Below are 15,953 nucleotides of genomic sequence, written 5' to 3' on the forward strand. Positions count from 1 at the left end.
TCATTTCCCACGCCTGTGCACCGCCAGCGGAGCACTGCCATGAATGTCGCCGTCAACGAATTGTTCAAGAAAGCCGAAGAGCTGTCCGCCGAAGTCCGTGCGCCCTTCGCCGCCAGCCGCAAGATCTATGTCGACGGCCCACAGGGTACGCGCGTGCCGATGCGCGAGATTTCCCTGAGTCCCACGCGCACCGAGAAAGGCCTGGAGCCCAACGCCCCGGTCACGGTCTATGACACCAGCGGCCCATATTCGGACCCCGCGATCGAAATCAATCTGCGGGAAGGCCTGGCGCCGCTGCGTGCGGGCTGGATCGAGGCGCGCGGTGACACCGAGCAACTCGGCGGCCCGAGTTCGATCTTTGGCCGCATCCGCGCCGGCGACGTGCAGACCCGCGATCTGCGTTTCGAGCACATTCGGGCACCGCGCAAGGCGACCGCTGGCAACAACGTCAGCCAGATGCACTACGCGCGGCGCGGCATCATCACGCCGGAAATGGAATTCATCGCCATCCGCGAAAACGCGCGCCTGGCGGAGCTGCGCGAGAGTTACGAACAGGCCGGCTACCTCAAGCGCATGCACCGTGGCGAGCGTTTCGGCGCCAGGCTGCCGGCCGAGGTCACGCCGGAATTCGTGCGCGAGGAAGTGGCCTGCGGCCGCGCCATCATTCCCGCCAACATCAATCACCCGGAGCTGGAGCCGATGATCATCGGCCGCAACTTCCGCGTGAAGATCAACGCCAACATCGGCAACTCCGCAGTTACCTCATCGATCGCCGAGGAAGTCGAGAAGATGGTGTGGTCCACGCGCTGGGGCGCGGACACGGTGATGGACCTGTCCACCGGCAAGAACATCCACGAAACCCGCGAGTGGATCGTGCGCAATTCACCGGTGTCGATCGGCACGGTGCCGATCTACCAGGCGTTGGAAAAGGTGGGCGGCAAGGCCGAGGAGCTGTCCTGGGAAATTTTCCGCGACACCCTGATCGAGCAGGCCGAGCAGGGGGTGGACTACTTCACGATTCACGCCGGCGTGTTGCTGCGCTACATCCCCTGGACCGCCGAGCGCGTCACCGGCATCGTCTCGCGTGGCGGCTCGATCATGGCCAAGTGGTGCCTTGCGCATCACAAGGAAAGCTTCCTCTACGAGCACTTCGAAGACATCTGCGAAATCATGAAGGCCTACGACGTGAGCTTCTCGCTCGGCGACGGCCTGCGCCCCGGCTGCATCGCCGACGCCAATGACGATGCCCAGTTCGGCGAGCTGCACACGCTCGGCGAGCTGACCCAGATCGCCTGGAAGCACGACGTGCAGGTGATGATCGAAGGCCCCGGCCATGTGCCGATGCACATGATCAAGGAGAACATGGACGAGCAGCTCAAGCATTGCTACGAGGCGCCGTTCTACACCCTGGGGCCGCTGACCACCGACATCGCGCCCGGCTACGACCACATCACCTCCGGCATCGGCGCCGCCAACATCGGCTGGTACGGCTGCGCCATGCTTTGCTACGTCACGCCCAAGGAACATCTCGGCCTGCCCGACAAGGACGACGTGCGCGAGGGCATCGTCACCTACAGGATCGCCGCGCATGCCGCCGATCTGGCCAAGGGTTTTCCCGGCACCCAGGTGCGTGACAACGCGCTGTCCAAGGCGCGCTTCGAGTTCCGCTGGGAAGACCAGTTCAATCTGGGGCTCGACCCCGAAAAGGCGCGCGAATTCCACGACGAGACCCTGCCGCAGGAAGGTGCCAAGCAGGCGCATTTCTGCAGCATGTGCGGGCCGCACTTCTGCAGCATGAAGATCACCCAGGACGTGCGCGACTACGCCGCCAAAATCGGCGCCGACGAGCAGGCGGCGCTGGAAAAAGGCATGGCCGAGAAGTCCGAGGAGTTCAGGCGCCAGGGCGCGCAGATGTACCGGCCGGGCTGAGGAGGTTTCATGAGTACGGTTCATCGTCTCAAGATCGTTCTGCGCAACACCCGCCCCACCGTTTCGCGAGAAGTGCTGGTATCGTCCGATCTTCGGCTCGATCGTCTGCACGAGATCATCCAGGTCGTCATGGGTTGGGAAGACGCCCACATGCACGAGTTCAGTAATGGCGTCCGCGGTCCGGACGGGCTGCGTTTCGGTCTGCCGCAGCAAGAATTTTTCGACGATCCGCTGCTGCGCGACGAACGCAAAGGTACGCTCGCCCAACTGGCGCCGGACAAGGGCAGCAAGTTCGTCTACTGGTACGACTTCGGCGACGACTGGTTTCACGACATCAGCGTCAAGGCCGTCAACGAATCCAAGTCCGGTATTCAGGTGCCGGTTTGCCTCAAGGCGGCCGGTGCCTGCCCGCCGGAATACTACGACATCGAGGGCGTCAATCAGATGCTGGCGGCGATGGCGGCCCGCTGGCAGCGAAAGCGGCGTCAATCCAGGCCCGGCTGAGACCGAGTCGTGTCCGATTGAGACGTTCCATTCATTTGCGGATGGCAACGGTCGGCTACGGCAGGTTTGATCAGCTTGTTGCCAGGCTTCGATCCGCGGACAGGGGAAACGGCGGCGCAGATTGACCACGCTCGTATCGAGCGCTGCCGGCCGACTTGTTCGCTTGGCCCAAGGTCACACCGCGTTCAGTAATGGTGTTTAATCTGCCCCCAATCCGTTTCGCAACAATAGGTCGCAATGCCTGAAGTCGACTTGCAGAATCTGGAAGCGTTGTTTCTCGGAAACCCGCTCAGGACATGGATGATCTCCGCTGGTGTGGTGGTGCTGATCATTGCCGTGGCGTTTTCGCTCAAATGGGTGGTCGTGAATCGCCTGTCACGGCTGGCGGAGCGCTCCCGTTTCGCCTATGACGACGCCATCGTTGCCGCGGTGCGGGTCACACGCATGTGGCTGGTGTTCTTCCCGGCCGTGCTGATCGGCACGCAAGGGCTGGACCTGCCGGACAAGCTCGCCAACGGCATGCAGAAGGCGGCGGCGTTGGCGGTGTTCGTGCAGCTCGGAATCTGGCTCAGCGCCATGCTGCGGCACGTCATCGACCATTCCCGCGCCAAGGCGATGGAGACCGACCCAGGAACCGCCACCAGTCTTTCCGCGCTGAGCTTCGTCGGCAAGATGTTGTTGTGGGCGGTGATCCTGCTGCTGGCGCTGGACAACATGGGGATCGACGTCACCGCGATGGTGGCCGGTCTCGGCGTCGGCGGCATCGCCGTGGCACTGGCGGTGCAGAACATTCTCGGCGACCTGTTTGCCTCGCTGTCGATCATTGTCGACAAGCCCTTCGTCATCGGCGACTTCATCATCGTCGACAGCTACATGGGTTCGGTCGAGAACATCGGTCTCAAGACCACGCGCATCCGCAGTCTTGGCGGCGAGCAGATCGTGTTTTCCAACAGCGACCTCCTCAACACCCGCATCCGCAACTACAAGCGCATGCGCGAGCGCCGCATCGTGTTCAAGTTCGGCGTGCTGTACTCCACGCCGGCCGATCAGCTCGAAGCCATTCCGACGATGGTGCGCGAGATCATCGAAGACCAGCAGACGGTGCGTTTCGACCGGGCGCACTTTCAGGGTTTCGGCGACTCTTCGCTCAATTTCGAAGCGGTCTACTGGATGCTGGACCCGGACTTCAATCTCTACATGGACCGGCAGCAGGCGATCAATCTGGCGCTGGTGCGCAAGTTCGCCCCGCTGGGCATCGACTTCGCCTTCCCGACGCGGACCCTGCATGTGGAGGGACCGATTCGCGTCGAGCCGGCGCAAGGGCAGGCGCCGGAGGCATAGTCGATACGCCACGGCTGCGAGACATTTATCGACGGTCGCCCATACTGGGGGCGTTCGATGAGCCTTACCCTGCTTTACGCCGCCTGCTGAGCCTTCGCGTCGTGCAGCGCCGCGCCTCCGGACCGTCTTTGGGTGACGGCGGCGACCCCGAGATGCAACGAAGAATCCGTGCTTCCGTTGATCCTGTTGCTGATGGGCTTTCTGAATGACGCCCAAGCTCGCAACGGCTTCGGTCGCTCGGCCGTTTCGATATTCGGCAGTGCGTCCGACCCACGACGCAGCACCGCGCCGCCCATGTCCGGCAGCAATCCCCATTTCGATTCCATGCCCGCACAGAAAGCGCGGCCTTCGCCGCGCGGGATCGCGGCGCGCAGGCTGCGCTGTCGGCGCAGCTGCCTGGCCGCCGACAGCATGCCCGAGAGCATCTCCGGATTCACGGCGTTTGAGTTTGGGTGTTGAGTTTGTCGGGCCGATCCAGGACCACCTGCGCTACATCGTCGTGGATCTCGATACGAACCATGCCGCCCTTGGCGGTCCAGTTTGTGGAAGTACGCATGTCGGAATTCCTCTTGAATCCGCTTCCGAGTCTGACGGGGCGGTCGGTTAGGCTACGGGTTCATTTCCGCCGCTTGTTCCAAACATGCCTGAAAAGCCCTACGCCCCGTCCTGCGACCGTAATCGTGATCCGATTCTCGAGGTTTTGCGCGAAGTTCTGGACAAGCCCGCCGACGTGCTGGAGCTTGGCAGCGGCACCGGACAGCACGCAGTCTACTTCGCGCACGCCCTGCCGCATCTGTGTTGGCAGACCAGCGAACGCGCCGAGGAATGCGCTGGCGTCCAGGCCTGGCTCGACGAAGCGCAGCTGCCGAACACGCCGCCACCATTGATTCTGGATGTTGCTGGCGACTGGCCGAAGCGGCACTTCGATGCGGTGTTCAGCGCCAACACCCTGCACATCATGAGCTGGCCGCAGGTCGAAACCCTGTTCGCGCGCCTGCCGGCGGTCCTGCGTGAGGGCGGACAGCTGATCGTCTACGGCCCGTTCAATTATGGCGGACATTTCAGCAGCGACAGCAACGCCGCCTTCGAGCAATGGCTCAAGGCTCGCGGTGCGCACATGGGCATCCGGGATTTCGAAGCGGTGGATGCGCTGGCGCAGCAGGCCGGCCTGCGCCTGGTCGAGGATCGCGCGATGCCGGCCAACAACCGTTGTGTGATCTGGTCGCGGCGATGAGCGTCGAAGCCTGTCCCTGTGGTTCGGGGCGATCGCTTTCGGATTGTTGCGCGCGCTGGCATGGCGGGCTGCCGGCACCCAGCGCCGAAGCATTGATGCGGTCTCGATACAGCGCTTTCGTGCTGGGTTTGGAAAGCTATCTGCGGGCGACTTGGCATATCTCGACACGGCCGCAATCATTGTCGTTGCCGGACGCACAAAAATGGCTGGGGCTCAGCATCAAGCGCCACGAGACGGTGGGCGATGCTGCACAGGTCGAGTTCGTTGCGCGCTTTCGCGTGGGTGGCGGCAGTGCCCAGCGCCAGCACGAACGCAGCCGCTTCGTGCGCGAGCCGGATGGCCGCTGGTACTACGTCGACGGCGAAATGCTCTGACTTCGGGACACATGTCTGTCCGGGCGGTGGCTCGCGGCTGCCCCGAGTCGGCGTCAGTCCCTGAAATTCTCGAACTGCAACGGCAGTTCCAGGTTTTCGGCGCCGCGTAACAGCGCGATGGCCGATTGCAGGTCGTCGCGCTTCTTGCCGTTGACGCGAACCTTGTCTTCGTGAATCTGCGCGGACACCTTGAGCTTGGCATCCTTGAGCCGGGCGATGATCTTCTTCGCGTCAGCCTGCTCGATGCCCTGTTTGATCGTGATCTTCTGCCTGGCGCCGGCCACGTTGGTTTCGATAGGCCCGGCGTCGATGGCGCGCAGGTCGATGCCGCGGCCGGCCAGTCGCTTGTCGAGAATGTCGCGCAGCTGTTCGAGCTGAAATTCGCTGGGCGCGCTTTGCGAAATCACGAAGCCATCGAGCTCGAATGCGGCACCGGTACCACGCAGGTCGAAGCGATGCGTCAGATCGCGGGCGGCCTGATCCACGGCGTTGGCCAGTTCGTGCTTGTCGACTTCGGAAACGATATCGAAAGAGGGCATGTCGGTTGGAAGTGGTCGAGGGTGCCACAGTATGCCGTGCCAGACGCCTACACTTCCGCATCGGGCGCGGCGATAATCGCCTGCTGGCCGGTCATTTCGGCCCACGCGACGGGTGACGCTTGCGCCTCAACAAATTCCTCAGCGAGACCGGTGTCTGCTCGCGCCGTGAGGCCGATGCCTGGATCGAGGCGGGTCGCGTCGCCGTCAACGGTCGGCGCGCTACCCTGGGAGTCCAGGTCGAAGCCGTGGACGAGGTGCGTGTCGACGGGCGGACCGTGGGTCAGCGCAGCCGTCGTCATATCTACATCGCGCTCAACAAACCGGTGGGCATTACCTGCACTACCGAGCGCCATGTTGCCGGCAACATCATCGATTTCGTGGGCCATCGCGAGCGCATCTTTCCGATCGGCCGGCTCGACAAGGATTCGGAAGGCCTGATCCTGCTCACCAGCAACGGCGACATCGTCAACGAAATCCTGCGCTCCGAGAACCGTCACGAAAAGGAATATCGCGTCACCGTGGACCGGCCGCTTAGCGACCAGTGTCTCGCCGGGATGTCGCGCGGGGTGTGGCTGCCGGAACTGAAGCAGACCACCAAGCCCTGCCGCGTCACGCGCGTGCACGGCGCTCGCGGCGAGCATGTGCTGCGCATGGTCCTGACGCAGGGGCTCAACCGGCAGATCCGGCGCATGTGCGCCGAGTTCGGCTACAAGGTACGGCGCCTGCAGCGCATACGCATCGTCAATATCCAGCTTGGCAGGCTGCCGTCCGGGCAGTGGCGGGAACTGGAACAGGGCGAGCTGCACGGCCTGCTGCCAAAGCGCGCGGTGTGGTGAATTGCACGCATGAGGTGACACTTTTTTTCGGGATTTGATAGCGTCGCCGAACCGTCACCCGAATGTCATGCTACTGAAATGAAAATGTGCTGGTCCGCCGGCAGCGCCTGCGTCAATGGGCTGCAACTCTCCTGGGAACAAGCTGGTCCGGATCATGGTGAACCTTTGCTGATGGTGATGGGCCTGGGCGGGCAGCTGATCCACTGGCCGGAGGCCCTGTGCACGGCGCTGGTGGACCGTGGCTTTCGCCTGATCCGCTTCGACAATCGCGATGCCGGACTGTCCGCGCACGCTGACCGCGGCATTCGCGTCAATCTTCCACGCGACTGGCTGCGTGCCCGTTTCGGGCGGGCGGGGGCGGCGAACTATGACCTGCACGACATGGCCGATGACGCGATGGGATTGCTGGACGCCCTGCAGGTCGGCAAGGCGCATCTGCTCGGTGTGTCCATGGGCGGCATGATTTCCCAGATTGTCGCCGCCCGCTATCCGAGGCGAGTCAGCAGCCTGTGCTCGATCATGTCCAGCACCAACCATCCCAGGCTGCCCGCGGCGCGGCTGGACGTGCTGTGGCGCATGGCGGGCATCGGTCCGCGGCCGAAGACGCGCGAACAGGTGATTCACAAGACCACGGCGATGCTCAATCGTGTCGGCAGCCCCGGCTTTCCGACACCAATCGAATACCGGCGCAAATTGGCGGGCCGCGCCTACGATCGCGCCTTCAGACCGCGCGATCTGATGCGCCAGACCCACGCGATCGTCTCCACCGGTAGCTTCGAAGATCTGCTGCCGCAGATTCGGGTACCGACGCAGGTGGTGCACGGTCTGGCCGATCCGCTGCTGCGACCGGTGCACGGCCGCCGCAGCGCCCAGCTGATTCGGAATTCGCGTCTGGAACTGATCCCGGGCATGGGCCACGATTTCGCGCTGCCGCTGATGTCTCGCTGGGCCGATCTGGTGTCCGGCAACGCCGCTCGCGCCTGAGCCGCGAAAACGGTTCGCCGGACGCTCAGTCTCGGGACATCGTCGCGTCGCTCGCAGCTGGCGCCAGGCGGTGCACCCACAGCCAGCCACCGCACAGACCCAGCCAGATCAGGAATGCGGCCCATTCGCCGGTCAGCATCATCAACAGGCCGGCCAGTGCGGCCAGCGCGTCACGGATTCGCGCGCATTGCGCGGCAGATCGGCATGCTCACCATGCTGTTCGCGATCAGGGCGCCGTGGCTCAGGGCGAGGCCGCGCACCACCAGCCAGGCTCGGCCCAGGCGCACATCGAGGCGCTTGTACAGGAACATCGCCGTCCACGGCAGCGGAAAGCGCACGATCGGCCATACCAGGTCGTCATGCCTCAGGCTTGCTTGCGATTCGGCGGACGTTTGCCGCCGGGCTTGCCGCCAGGGCGCTTGCCGAAGTCCTTGTCGGCGCTGCCTCGTGGTTTCGAATCGCTCGCGGTAGGATCCGCGCCGGCCGGATTGTTGAGCCTTGTGATTTGCAGCTGCTGACCACAAACCCAGGTCTTGCGCAGATCCTTGAAGATCACCTTGGGCATGCCGGACGGCAGATCGACGAAGCTGTAGGTTTCGAAAATCTCGACGCGACCGATGAACTGCGAATCGAGGCCGGCCTCGTTGGCGATTGCGCCCACGATATTGCCGGGCTTCACGCCATGCTTGGAGCCGACCTCGATGCGGAAGGTTTCGCTGGGAAGCTCGGGCCGCTTGCGGTCAGCGTGCAAAGCGTCGACCGGCCTGGGTCGGGGTGCGCGATTCTCGGCGTCTTCGCGGGGCGCTGCGGCCGGAGACGCTGAAGCCGGCGTTGCCCCGGGCCGGGCGTCGGCGCGTGGCGCCGGTCGCTCGAACGGTCCGGTGGACGGCTCTGTCGGCGTGGCTGGGCGCGATTCACGAGGTTCACGGGTTTCGCGCGGCGGCCGGCGTGTCGTGCTGTCCGGCGTCAGCAGCACCGGCCGATCGCCTTTGAGCATCTGCGCCAGCGCGGCGGCGATGTCCAGCGGGTCGGAGCCGGTCTCTGCGGCAAATTCGGAGAGGATCGCGCGCAACTGCGCGTGTGCATCGCCGACCTGGCGATCCGAATCGATGCTGGCGATGGTGTCGGCGATGGTTTGCTTGAACTTGTCGATGCGGCGCTGGTTGACGGCATCGGGGCTCGGTGCGCTGATCGCCTCGATGGTCTGCCGCGTGGCGCGTTCGATCGCGCGCAGCAGATGCCGCTCGCGCGGCGCCACGAACAGAATCGCCTCGCCCTTGCGCCCGGCGCGCCCGGTGCGGCCGATGCGGTGCACGTAGGATTCGGTGTCGGTCGGGATGTCGTAGTTGAGAACGTGGCTGATGCGCTCCACGTCCAGTCCGCGCGCGGCGATGTCGGTGGCCACGAGAATGTCGATCTGACCATCCTTGAAGCGCGACACGGTGCGTTCGCGTTCGGCCTGCTGCATGTCGCCGTTGAGTGCGCGTGCGGAGTAGCCGCGGGCCTCCAGTTTTTCGGCCAGTTCGACCGTCATCGCCTTGGTGCGCGAGAACACGATCATGCCGTCGAAGTCCTCGGTTTCAAGGAAGCGCGTCAGCGCGTCGAGCTTGTGCAGACCGCTGACCAGCCAGTAGCGCTGGCGGATGTTGGCGCCGGTGGTGGTCTTGGCCGCGATCGTGACCTCGACCGGCGAATTCAGGTGCGTCTGCGCGACGCGCCGGATCACCGAGGGCATCGTCGCCGAAAACAGCGCAATCTGACGCGGCTTGGGAATCTGTTCGAGCACCCATTCGACATCGTCGATGAAGCCCATGCGCAGCATTTCGTCGGCCTCGTCGAGCACCAAGTGCTTGAGCTTGTCGAGACGCAGCGTGCCGCGCTTGATGTGGTCGACCACGCGCCCCGGCGTGCCGACCACCACCTGTGCGCCGCGCTTGAGCGCCTTGAGCTGCGGCGTGTAGCTCTGTCCGCCGTAGATCGGCACCACGTGGAAGCCGGGCATGTTGCCGGCGTATTTCTGGAAGGCCTCGGCGACCTGGATGGCGAGTTCGCGCGTCGGCGCCAGCACCAGTGCCTGTGGCGCGGCGAGCGAAAGATCGAGCATCGTCAGGATCGGCAGCGCGAAGGCCGCGGTCTTGCCGGTGCCGGTCTGTGCCTGTCCGAGCAGGTCGCGGCCTTCCAGCAGCGGCGGAATCGTGCGCGCCTGGATCGGGCTCGGTGTTTCGTAACCGATGGCGGCAAGACCTGCGATCAGGGATTCGGCCAGCGCCAGATCGGAGAATCGAAGGGCCGGCTCGGCTGCCGCGTCGGACGGTGGGGGCGGCGTAGGGGGCATGGGCGTTCCTGGCGGTCCGCGTTGCGGACGTAGAGCGGTGCCCGGTCCGGTCAGGACTTGGGCGGCTCCCATTGTACGACTTGCGCGGTACAGCTTGCAGTGGCGGCCGGACCGGCGCGGTCTGTGCTCAGATGGGTGCGAACAGCTCTTCCAGATCGTCGGGCGCAAAGCTGACGGCGCGGCTGCTGCCGCCGCCTTCGAGCACGGCCTGCGCCAGCGCCGCCTTGTGCACCTGCATCGCCTGGATTTTTTCCTCGACGGTGCCGGCGCAGATCAGCTTGTAGACGAACACCGGCTTGGTCTGGCCGATACGGTGTGCACGGTCGCTGGCCTGCTGCTCGACCGCCGGATTCCACCAGGGGTCGTAGTGGATCACGGTGTCGGCGGCCGTCAGATTGAGGCCGACACCGCCGGCCTTGAGGCTGATCAGGAACACCGGCGTGTCGCCGTTCTGGAAGCGGTCGACCAGCGCACCGCGGTTCTGGGTGCCACCGGTGAGCATCAGATAGGCGATGCCGCGTGCACGCAGCGCGGCCGCGATCAGATCGAGCATGCCGGTGAACTGCGAGAACACCAGCACGCGGCGATCTTCGGCGATCAGTTCGTCCAGCAGTTCCAACAGCAGTTCGAGTTTGGCCGAAGCGGTGATGCCGCGCGCGCCGTCGAGCTTGAGCAGGCGCGGGTCGCAGCAGACCTGGCGCAGCTTGAGCAAGGCGTCGATCACCACGATGCCGGACTGCGACAGGCCACGCTGCGCCAAGGCCGCCTGCACGCGGCTGTGCTGGGCCAGGCGCAGCGATTCGTAGAGTTCGCGCTGGCGGCCTTCAAGCTCGACGCTGCGCAGGATTTCAGTGCGCGGCGGCAGTTCCGGCGCCACGTCTTCCTTGCGGCGGCGCAGGATCAGCGGTGCGATGCGCCGGTTCAGGCGCTGCTGTCGCGCCACGTCGCCCTGCTTTTCGATCGGTGCGCGATACAGGGTGGTGAACAGGCGCTCGTCGCCGAGCAGGCCGGGTTCGACGGCATCGACCTGCGCCCACAGTTCGCCAAGGTGGTTTTCCAGCGGCGTGCCGGTCACCGCGAGGCGTCGCGTTGCGCGCAGTTCACGTACGGTCTGTGCGGCCTGGGTGCGCGCGTTCTTGATCGACTGCGCCTCGTCGAGCACCAGCAGCCCGAAGTCGTGCTCGGCGAGGCGGCGCCGGTCACGTGCCAGCAGTGGATAGGTGGTGATCACCAGGTCGTGCGTCGCAATCCGGCGGAACAGCTGCGCGCGCTGCGTGCCGTGCAGGATCAGCAGCTTGAGCAGCGGCGCGAAGCGCCGCGCCTCGCGATACCAGTTGCTGATCAGGCTGGTCGGCACCACCACCAGCACCGGTTTGCGCAGACGGCCGCTGGCGCGTTCGGTCCAGATGTGGGCGAGCACCTGCACGGTCTTGCCGAGGCCCATGTCGTCGGCGAGGATGCCGCCGAGCCCGGCGTCGGCGAGAAAGCCGAGCCAGGCGAGCCCTTGCTGCTGGTAGGGGCGAAGTTCGGCTTCGAAGCCCGGCGCGGGCTGCATCGGCTCGCGCCGCGTTTCGAGCCCGTGCAGACGCTGTCTCAGGGTTTCCCCACCGCTCCAGTTCAGTGGCAGCTCGTCGAGGATCGCGGCCTGCGGTAGCCGCAGTTGCAGCCGCTCCTGTTCGTCGTCCGGATCGCGGCCGCCGACGTCGACAGGCCGCGCCAGCCATTCGAGCAGGGGTTCGATCAGGCCACGCAGCCGCAGCAGCGGCAACGGCACGTGGCGGCGCCCGTCGATGGTGGCCAGCCACACCGCGTCCGGCGCCTCGTTCGGCAGCGGTTCATGCGGAAAGTCCGGATCGGCGAGTACCTGACGCAGGATCGGCAGCAGGTCCAGGCGCTGATCGCCCACGTCGATGCCGAGCGAGACATCGAACCAGGTGCCGTCGCGGTCACGCACGTCGACGTGCCACTGATCCGGCGCCTGCAGCAACTCGACCGGGAAGTCGTCTTCGAATTCGAGCGTAAAGGCGGTGGCCAGACGCGGCAGCAGATTGGCGAGATGCGACGGCGAGGCCGGGCGGCCTTCGCCGCGTTCGAGGACGTAGTCGGCGGCCAGAAAGCGTGCGGCCTCAGCATCGTCGAGGTACAGGCCGACCACTTGATCGGCCGGCACCAGCCCGAAGGTCAGCAGGCGATCGCGGGCATCACCTTCCAGCGCACGCATACGTTCGATCCGCAGCGGCCGGTCCTCATGTGTGAATCGGGTCCAGGCGCGGCCGTCCGGGGGCACGCGGTGGCCGTCATAGTCGAAAGCCAGCCTGGCGACGCCGATGGTTCGTTCGGCACCGCGCCGAGCCCGCGAGCGAAACGGCGCGCCGCGCAAGCGCAGCACCGGTTTGGGCGTGACGCTCACAGTGACAACCGAATCGCTGTTGGCGAGGACCGGTTCGCCGAGCATCAACGGCACCGGCCCGGTGTGGCGCTGGGTCGCCTCCAACAGGGCGGCCACGCAATGTGCGCATTGCGTGCCGTCCGGGCAGCTGCAACGCATATTGATTTCCAAGGCCGCCTGGGGATTGGGCCGCAGCTCGATGGAGCACTGATAGGACTGCGGTGCGCCATCAAGCACATTCGCCCGGATGCGGGTCTGACGGGGATGCGAATGGTCCATGTCGAAGTCGCTGACGCAGCGTCGCTGCGCGTACTCGCGGCCCTGCCGCAGCGCTTTGCGGTCAAACAACTGTGGCCAGTTGGATCCGGCCAGCAAGGCGATCAGACGTTCGTCCTCCATCAGGCAAAACAGGCTCGTTCGGGTTGACAGTCGACCAGCGTAGCAAAGCTTTTTCGCTAACGGCCATGCCGCCAAGCGGCGGAATGAATCTGCTGCGGCATGGCCGTTGCCCGCACCCACCGCTCGCATTCGCGAGCGGTCCCCCTCACCCGCAAGCGGGCGAGGGCAGCTCGGCATCACGCGGCGCGTGATTCACGCTAAGGTGGCTGAAAGTCTTTTCGATCCTAACGGCCATGCCGCAAGCAGCACCCGTCACAATGAATTGCCTGCGGCATGGCCGTTGCCCTCACCCACCGCTCGCAGTCGCGAGCGGTCCCCTCACCCGCAAGTGGGCGAGGGTAGCCCGGCATCACACGGCGCGTGATTCACGCTAAATTCGCGAGCTTGTCCTTGGCATGAACGGCTATCTCAGCGAAGTTCTGGCCGTGATGCATTGCGTGCTGCTGCTGGCGGCGGCATCGGCGGCGCCGTGGCGGGCGCTGCTGGCGGTTCCGGTGCGTGTGCACCTGGTGTTTGCCAGCGTGCTGGCCTTGGTCCTGAGCTGGACCCTGACGGGCAATGAATGGTCGGTATTGGGCCTGGCCAGCGTCACCCTGCTGCTGGGGGCACCGCTGGCCTTGATCGTGGGCACGGCGGCCGAGTGCGTGGTGGCGATGCTCGATGATGTGCCGGTCCGCATGTTGTTGACCGCCGCCTGGGTCGATGTCGCGATCCCGGTCACGGTGACCGTGCTGCTGTTGCGGGCCGCCACGCTGTGGCGACCCGGCCATCGCCGCGTCTACACGCTGCTCGCGGCCGGTGTCGGCGGGATGCTTTCGCGACTCGCGCAATTGCTGGCGTTCAGCGTGATCGCGACACTGCCGTTGTCGCCGGAGACGGTGTTGCTGATGGTGCTGGCCGAAGGCCTTGTCAATGCGGCAATCATCGCGATTCTGTCGGCCTGTCGACCGCAATGGCTGCAAACCCTGAGCGAGCCTTGATCGGTGCTCACCTGTTTGGGGTATCGCAAGGCACGGCCGGGGCGACGGTATAATCCCGACGGCGGCGCCGTCCGGTGCCGGCCATGACCACCTATGGATCGACATGAAAGCGATCGTCTGCAAGGAATTCGGCCCGCCCGAGAAGCTCGTGTTCGAAGATGTCGAACTGCCGGCGCTCAAGCCCAATGAGGTGCGTATCGCGGTCAAGGCGGCCGGCGTCAATTTCCCAGACACGCTGATCATCGAGAACCGCTACCAGTTCAAGGGCACTCCGCCATTCGTACCGGGAGCGGAGGCGGCCGGCAAGGTCATCGAATGCGGCGAGAAGATCCGCCACCTGCGGCCCGGTGACATGGTGGCCGCGCTGTTGACCACCGGCGCCTTCGCCGAGGAAGCCATCACCTCGGGCGAGAACGTGCTGCCGATTCCGCAGACGATGTCGCCGGTGGATGCGGCCGTGTTTCCGATGATGTATGGCACCACCTTGTACGCGCTCAAGCAGCGCGGTCAGCTCAAGTCCGGCGAAACCCTGCTGGTGCTGGGTGCTGCCGGTGGGGTCGGTCTGGCCGCGGTGCAGATCGGCAAGCTGATGGGTGCGCGCGTGATCGCGGCGGCGAGCAGCGACGACAAGCTGGCGGTGTGCGCGGCGCACGGTGCGGACGAACTCGTGAACTACGCCGATACCAGCCTAAAGGACGCCGTCAAGCAACTCACGGGCGGCGCCGGCGCAGACGTGATCTACGATCCGGTGGGTGGCCCGCTGGCGCAGGATTGTCTGTCGTGCATCAATTGGAACGGTCGTTACCTGGTGATCGGCTTCGCCGCCGGCTCGATCCCGGAGATCGCTGCGAATCGCCTGCTGCTCAAGGGCGCGTCGGCCGTCGGCGTGTTCTGGGGCGCCTTCGTGAGCCGCGAACCGCAGGCCAGCTTCGACAATTTCCAGCAGCTGTTCGAGTGGTACGCCGAGGACCGGCTCAAGCCGATGGTGTCGAAAACCTATCCTTTGGCGGAAGCCGCCCAGGCGCTGCAGGACATGCTGGAGCGCAAGGTCACCGGCAAGCTCGCGCTCACGACCTGAGGCGAGGTTCCCGACCTCAGGCGCTCAGCGCTTCGAGTGGCGCGGCGTCGATCAGGCTCCGTCTGTAGTCCGCCAGTTCGGCGATGCTCAGCCTCACCAGTTGGTGGCGATGCGCATAGCGCTCGATGTCCGCTCCCCGTGCCATGCTGCCGTCCGGGTTCATCAACTCGCACAGCACGGCCGCCGGCTTGAGCCCGGCCAGCACCGCCAGATCCACCGAGCCCTCGGTGTGTCCGCGGCGTTCCAGTACGCCGCCGGGTACCGCGCGCAGCGGAAAGACGTGGCCCGGTCGCGCAAGATCCTCCGCTTGTGCGCCGTCGGCGATCGCGGTGCGAATCGTGGTCACGCGGTCTGCGGCCGATACGCCGGTGGTGACACCTTGTCGCGCCTCGATGCTGACGGTGAAACCGGTGCCGTAGCGGCTGTTGTTGACCGGAACCATCGGCGGCAGTTGCAGGCGCTGGATCGTCGCATCATCCAGACACAGGCACACAATGCCGCTGCAATCACGGATCAGCATCGTCATGCTCGCAGTGTCGATGCGCTCGGCGGCGACGATCAGGTCGGCCTCGTTCTCGCGATCGAAATCATCCATCAGGATGACCGGCCGGCCCTGACGCAAATCGGCCAGTGCCCGTTCCAGACGTTGATCGAACGCCTGTTGCTGGGTGGGAAAAACTTCGAATTGGGTCATTGAAACGCGCTCATGCAATCAGAAATGGGCGTTTCAGGGCATACGGCAACCATTCGCCGCGGCACCGGTTCCCGGTGCTGATGGCAAGGGCCGCACATCTTCTTTCATCCGGACTGTGACCGTCGGCTCTGGAGTCTCACCAGATCTGCTGACCCCGCAATGTGATTGCGGGCGCTCGCGGGCTTGCCACTAGGCTTTACCGCCGGTGGGGAATTTCGCCCCGCCCTGAAGACATACGTGCCGCCGTTGTTGGTGGCGCAGCGATTCTAACGGTTCTTTCGACGGCGGGTATCGTTTCGGATTCGACGGAAGACAGTTCACGGTGCGGGCACGGTTA

At 65.0% G+C, this 15,953-nt stretch carries 16 protein-coding genes and 1 riboswitch; of the genes, 9 read left to right on the forward strand and 7 right to left on the reverse strand.

What is annotated here, in order from left to right; translation table 11 throughout:
- The first annotated feature begins 39 nt into the window (after window positions 1–39).
- The 3 genes from thiC to RM530_RS04785 all read left to right on the forward strand — a co-directional run bounded on the left by thiC (window position 40) and on the right by RM530_RS04785 (window position 3,774).
- Window positions 40–1,929, forward strand: a complete 1,890-nt coding sequence (gene thiC / locus RM530_RS04775) for a phosphomethylpyrimidine synthase ThiC (RefSeq protein ID WP_311364069.1) — start codon at window positions 40–42, stop codon at window positions 1,927–1,929.
- A 9-nt stretch (window positions 1,930–1,938) separates the two neighbouring features.
- Window positions 1,939–2,433, forward strand: a complete 495-nt coding sequence (locus RM530_RS04780; RefSeq protein ID WP_311364070.1) for a plasmid pRiA4b ORF-3 family protein — start codon at window positions 1,939–1,941, stop codon at window positions 2,431–2,433.
- Window positions 2,434–2,670: 237 nt separating this feature from the next.
- A complete protein-coding gene (locus tag RM530_RS04785) occupies window positions 2,671–3,774 on the forward strand; it encodes a mechanosensitive ion channel family protein (RefSeq protein WP_311364071.1) in 1,104 nt (367 codons plus the stop codon).
- Window positions 3,775–3,848: 74 nt separating this feature from the next.
- Here RM530_RS04785 and RM530_RS04790 read toward each other — a convergent pair whose 3' ends face one another.
- On the reverse strand, window positions 3,849–4,211 hold the full coding sequence (locus RM530_RS04790; RefSeq protein ID WP_311364072.1) for a hypothetical protein: 363 nt from the start codon (window positions 4,209–4,211) through the stop codon (window positions 3,849–3,851).
- On the reverse strand, window positions 4,208–4,330 hold the full coding sequence (locus tag RM530_RS04795) for a hypothetical protein (protein ID WP_311364073.1): 123 nt from the start codon (window positions 4,328–4,330) through the stop codon (window positions 4,208–4,210). Before RM530_RS04795 ends, RM530_RS04790 begins: the two co-directional genes overlap by 4 nt.
- 84 nt (window positions 4,331–4,414) lie before the next feature.
- On the opposite strand from RM530_RS04795, the gene RM530_RS04800 reads away from it, so the two are divergent.
- Both RM530_RS04800 and RM530_RS04805 read left to right on the forward strand, forming a co-directional pair.
- Complete coding sequence (locus RM530_RS04800; RefSeq protein WP_311364074.1) at window positions 4,415–5,008, forward strand: DUF938 domain-containing protein; 594 nt, start codon at window positions 4,415–4,417, stop codon at window positions 5,006–5,008.
- Window positions 5,005–5,382: a YchJ family protein gene (locus RM530_RS04805; protein ID WP_311364075.1), complete on the forward strand. Its 378-nt coding sequence runs from the start codon at window positions 5,005–5,007 to the stop codon at window positions 5,380–5,382. Before RM530_RS04800 ends, RM530_RS04805 begins: the two co-directional genes overlap by 4 nt.
- Before the next feature lie 53 nt (window positions 5,383–5,435).
- Here the strand turns inward: RM530_RS04805 and RM530_RS04810 are convergent, their stop codons facing one another.
- The gene (locus RM530_RS04810; RefSeq protein ID WP_311364076.1) at window positions 5,436–5,921 is read right to left on the reverse strand and encodes a YajQ family cyclic di-GMP-binding protein; all 486 of its coding nucleotides are present in this window, start codon (window positions 5,919–5,921) and stop codon (window positions 5,436–5,438) included.
- A 119-nt stretch (window positions 5,922–6,040) separates the two neighbouring features.
- Between RM530_RS04810 and RM530_RS04815 the strand changes: the two genes are divergently transcribed.
- Together RM530_RS04815 and RM530_RS04820 are read left to right on the forward strand one after the other, a co-directional pair.
- Window positions 6,041–6,757, forward strand: a complete 717-nt coding sequence (locus RM530_RS04815) for a pseudouridine synthase (RefSeq protein ID WP_311364077.1) — start codon at window positions 6,041–6,043, stop codon at window positions 6,755–6,757.
- Window positions 6,758–6,835: 78 nt separating this feature from the next.
- Window positions 6,836–7,741 carry an alpha/beta fold hydrolase gene (locus RM530_RS04820; RefSeq protein ID WP_311364078.1) on the forward strand — a complete coding sequence of 302 codons (906 nt, stop codon included), beginning with the start codon at window positions 6,836–6,838 and terminating at the stop codon, window positions 7,739–7,741.
- A 170-nt stretch (window positions 7,742–7,911) separates the two neighbouring features.
- Here RM530_RS04820 and RM530_RS04825 read toward each other — a convergent pair whose 3' ends face one another.
- The 3 genes from RM530_RS04825 to RM530_RS04835 form a co-directional block, all read right to left on the reverse strand.
- Window positions 7,912–8,079 (reverse strand): hypothetical protein, encoded by a 168-nt coding sequence (locus tag RM530_RS04825; protein ID WP_311364079.1) that lies wholly within the window; start codon window positions 8,077–8,079, stop codon window positions 7,912–7,914.
- Between the two features lie 26 nt (window positions 8,080–8,105).
- Window positions 8,106–10,076 carry a DEAD/DEAH box helicase gene (locus tag RM530_RS04830; RefSeq protein WP_311364080.1) on the reverse strand — a complete coding sequence of 657 codons (1,971 nt, stop codon included), beginning with the start codon at window positions 10,074–10,076 and terminating at the stop codon, window positions 8,106–8,108.
- Window positions 10,077–10,203: 127 nt separating this feature from the next.
- Window positions 10,204–12,864, reverse strand: coding sequence for a DEAD/DEAH box helicase (locus RM530_RS04835; protein WP_311364081.1), 2,661 nt, complete (start codon window positions 12,862–12,864; stop codon window positions 10,204–10,206).
- A 395-nt stretch (window positions 12,865–13,259) separates the two neighbouring features.
- Here RM530_RS04835 and RM530_RS04840 point away from each other — a divergent pair, with 395 nt between their 5' ends.
- Both RM530_RS04840 and RM530_RS04845 read left to right on the forward strand, forming a co-directional pair.
- On the forward strand, window positions 13,260–13,844 hold the full coding sequence (locus tag RM530_RS04840; protein ID WP_311364082.1) for a hypothetical protein: 585 nt from the start codon (window positions 13,260–13,262) through the stop codon (window positions 13,842–13,844).
- 103 nt (window positions 13,845–13,947) lie between these two features.
- Window positions 13,948–14,922, forward strand: coding sequence for an NADPH:quinone oxidoreductase family protein (locus RM530_RS04845; RefSeq protein ID WP_311364083.1), 975 nt, complete (start codon window positions 13,948–13,950; stop codon window positions 14,920–14,922).
- Window positions 14,923–14,938: 16 nt separating this feature from the next.
- Here the strand turns inward: RM530_RS04845 and ribB are convergent, their stop codons facing one another.
- Complete coding sequence (gene ribB, locus RM530_RS04850; RefSeq protein WP_311364084.1) at window positions 14,939–15,616, reverse strand: 3,4-dihydroxy-2-butanone-4-phosphate synthase; 678 nt, start codon at window positions 15,614–15,616, stop codon at window positions 14,939–14,941.
- A 92-nt stretch (window positions 15,617–15,708) separates the two neighbouring features.
- Window positions 15,709–15,853, reverse strand: a riboswitch (FMN riboswitch).
- Between the last annotated feature and the right edge of the window lie 100 nt (window positions 15,854–15,953).

Origin of the sequence: Banduia mediterranea (assembly GCF_031846245.1) — a bacterium.
GTDB lineage: Bacteria > Pseudomonadota > Gammaproteobacteria > Nevskiales > Nevskiaceae > Banduia > Banduia mediterranea.

Excerpts from the sequence above, each read along its gene's own strand:
- thiC (WP_311364069.1), top strand. The coding sequence starts at position 40 with ATGAATGTCGCCGTCAACGAATTGTTCAAGAAAGCCGAAGAGCTGTCC.
- RM530_RS04780 (WP_311364070.1), top strand. The coding sequence starts at position 1,939 with ATGAGTACGGTTCATCGTCTCAAGATCGTTCTGCGCAACACCCGCCCC.
- RM530_RS04785 (WP_311364071.1), top strand. The coding sequence starts at position 2,671 with ATGCCTGAAGTCGACTTGCAGAATCTGGAAGCGTTGTTTCTCGGAAAC.
- RM530_RS04795 (WP_311364073.1), bottom strand. The coding sequence starts at position 4,330 with ATGCGTACTTCCACAAACTGGACCGCCAAGGGCGGCATGGTTCGTATC.
- RM530_RS04800 (WP_311364074.1), top strand. The coding sequence starts at position 4,415 with ATGCCTGAAAAGCCCTACGCCCCGTCCTGCGACCGTAATCGTGATCCG.
- RM530_RS04805 (WP_311364075.1), top strand. The coding sequence starts at position 5,005 with ATGAGCGTCGAAGCCTGTCCCTGTGGTTCGGGGCGATCGCTTTCGGAT.
- RM530_RS04810 (WP_311364076.1), bottom strand. The coding sequence starts at position 5,921 with ATGCCCTCTTTCGATATCGTTTCCGAAGTCGACAAGCACGAACTGGCC.
- RM530_RS04820 (WP_311364078.1), top strand. The coding sequence starts at position 6,836 with ATGAAAATGTGCTGGTCCGCCGGCAGCGCCTGCGTCAATGGGCTGCAA.
- RM530_RS04830 (WP_311364080.1), bottom strand. The coding sequence starts at position 10,076 with ATGCCCCCTACGCCGCCCCCACCGTCCGACGCGGCAGCCGAGCCGGCC.
- RM530_RS04835 (WP_311364081.1), bottom strand. The coding sequence starts at position 12,864 with ATGGAGGACGAACGTCTGATCGCCTTGCTGGCCGGATCCAACTGGCCA.
- RM530_RS04840 (WP_311364082.1), top strand. The coding sequence starts at position 13,260 with ATGAACGGCTATCTCAGCGAAGTTCTGGCCGTGATGCATTGCGTGCTG.
- RM530_RS04845 (WP_311364083.1), top strand. The coding sequence starts at position 13,948 with ATGAAAGCGATCGTCTGCAAGGAATTCGGCCCGCCCGAGAAGCTCGTG.
- ribB (WP_311364084.1), bottom strand. The coding sequence starts at position 15,616 with ATGACCCAATTCGAAGTTTTTCCCACCCAGCAACAGGCGTTCGATCAA.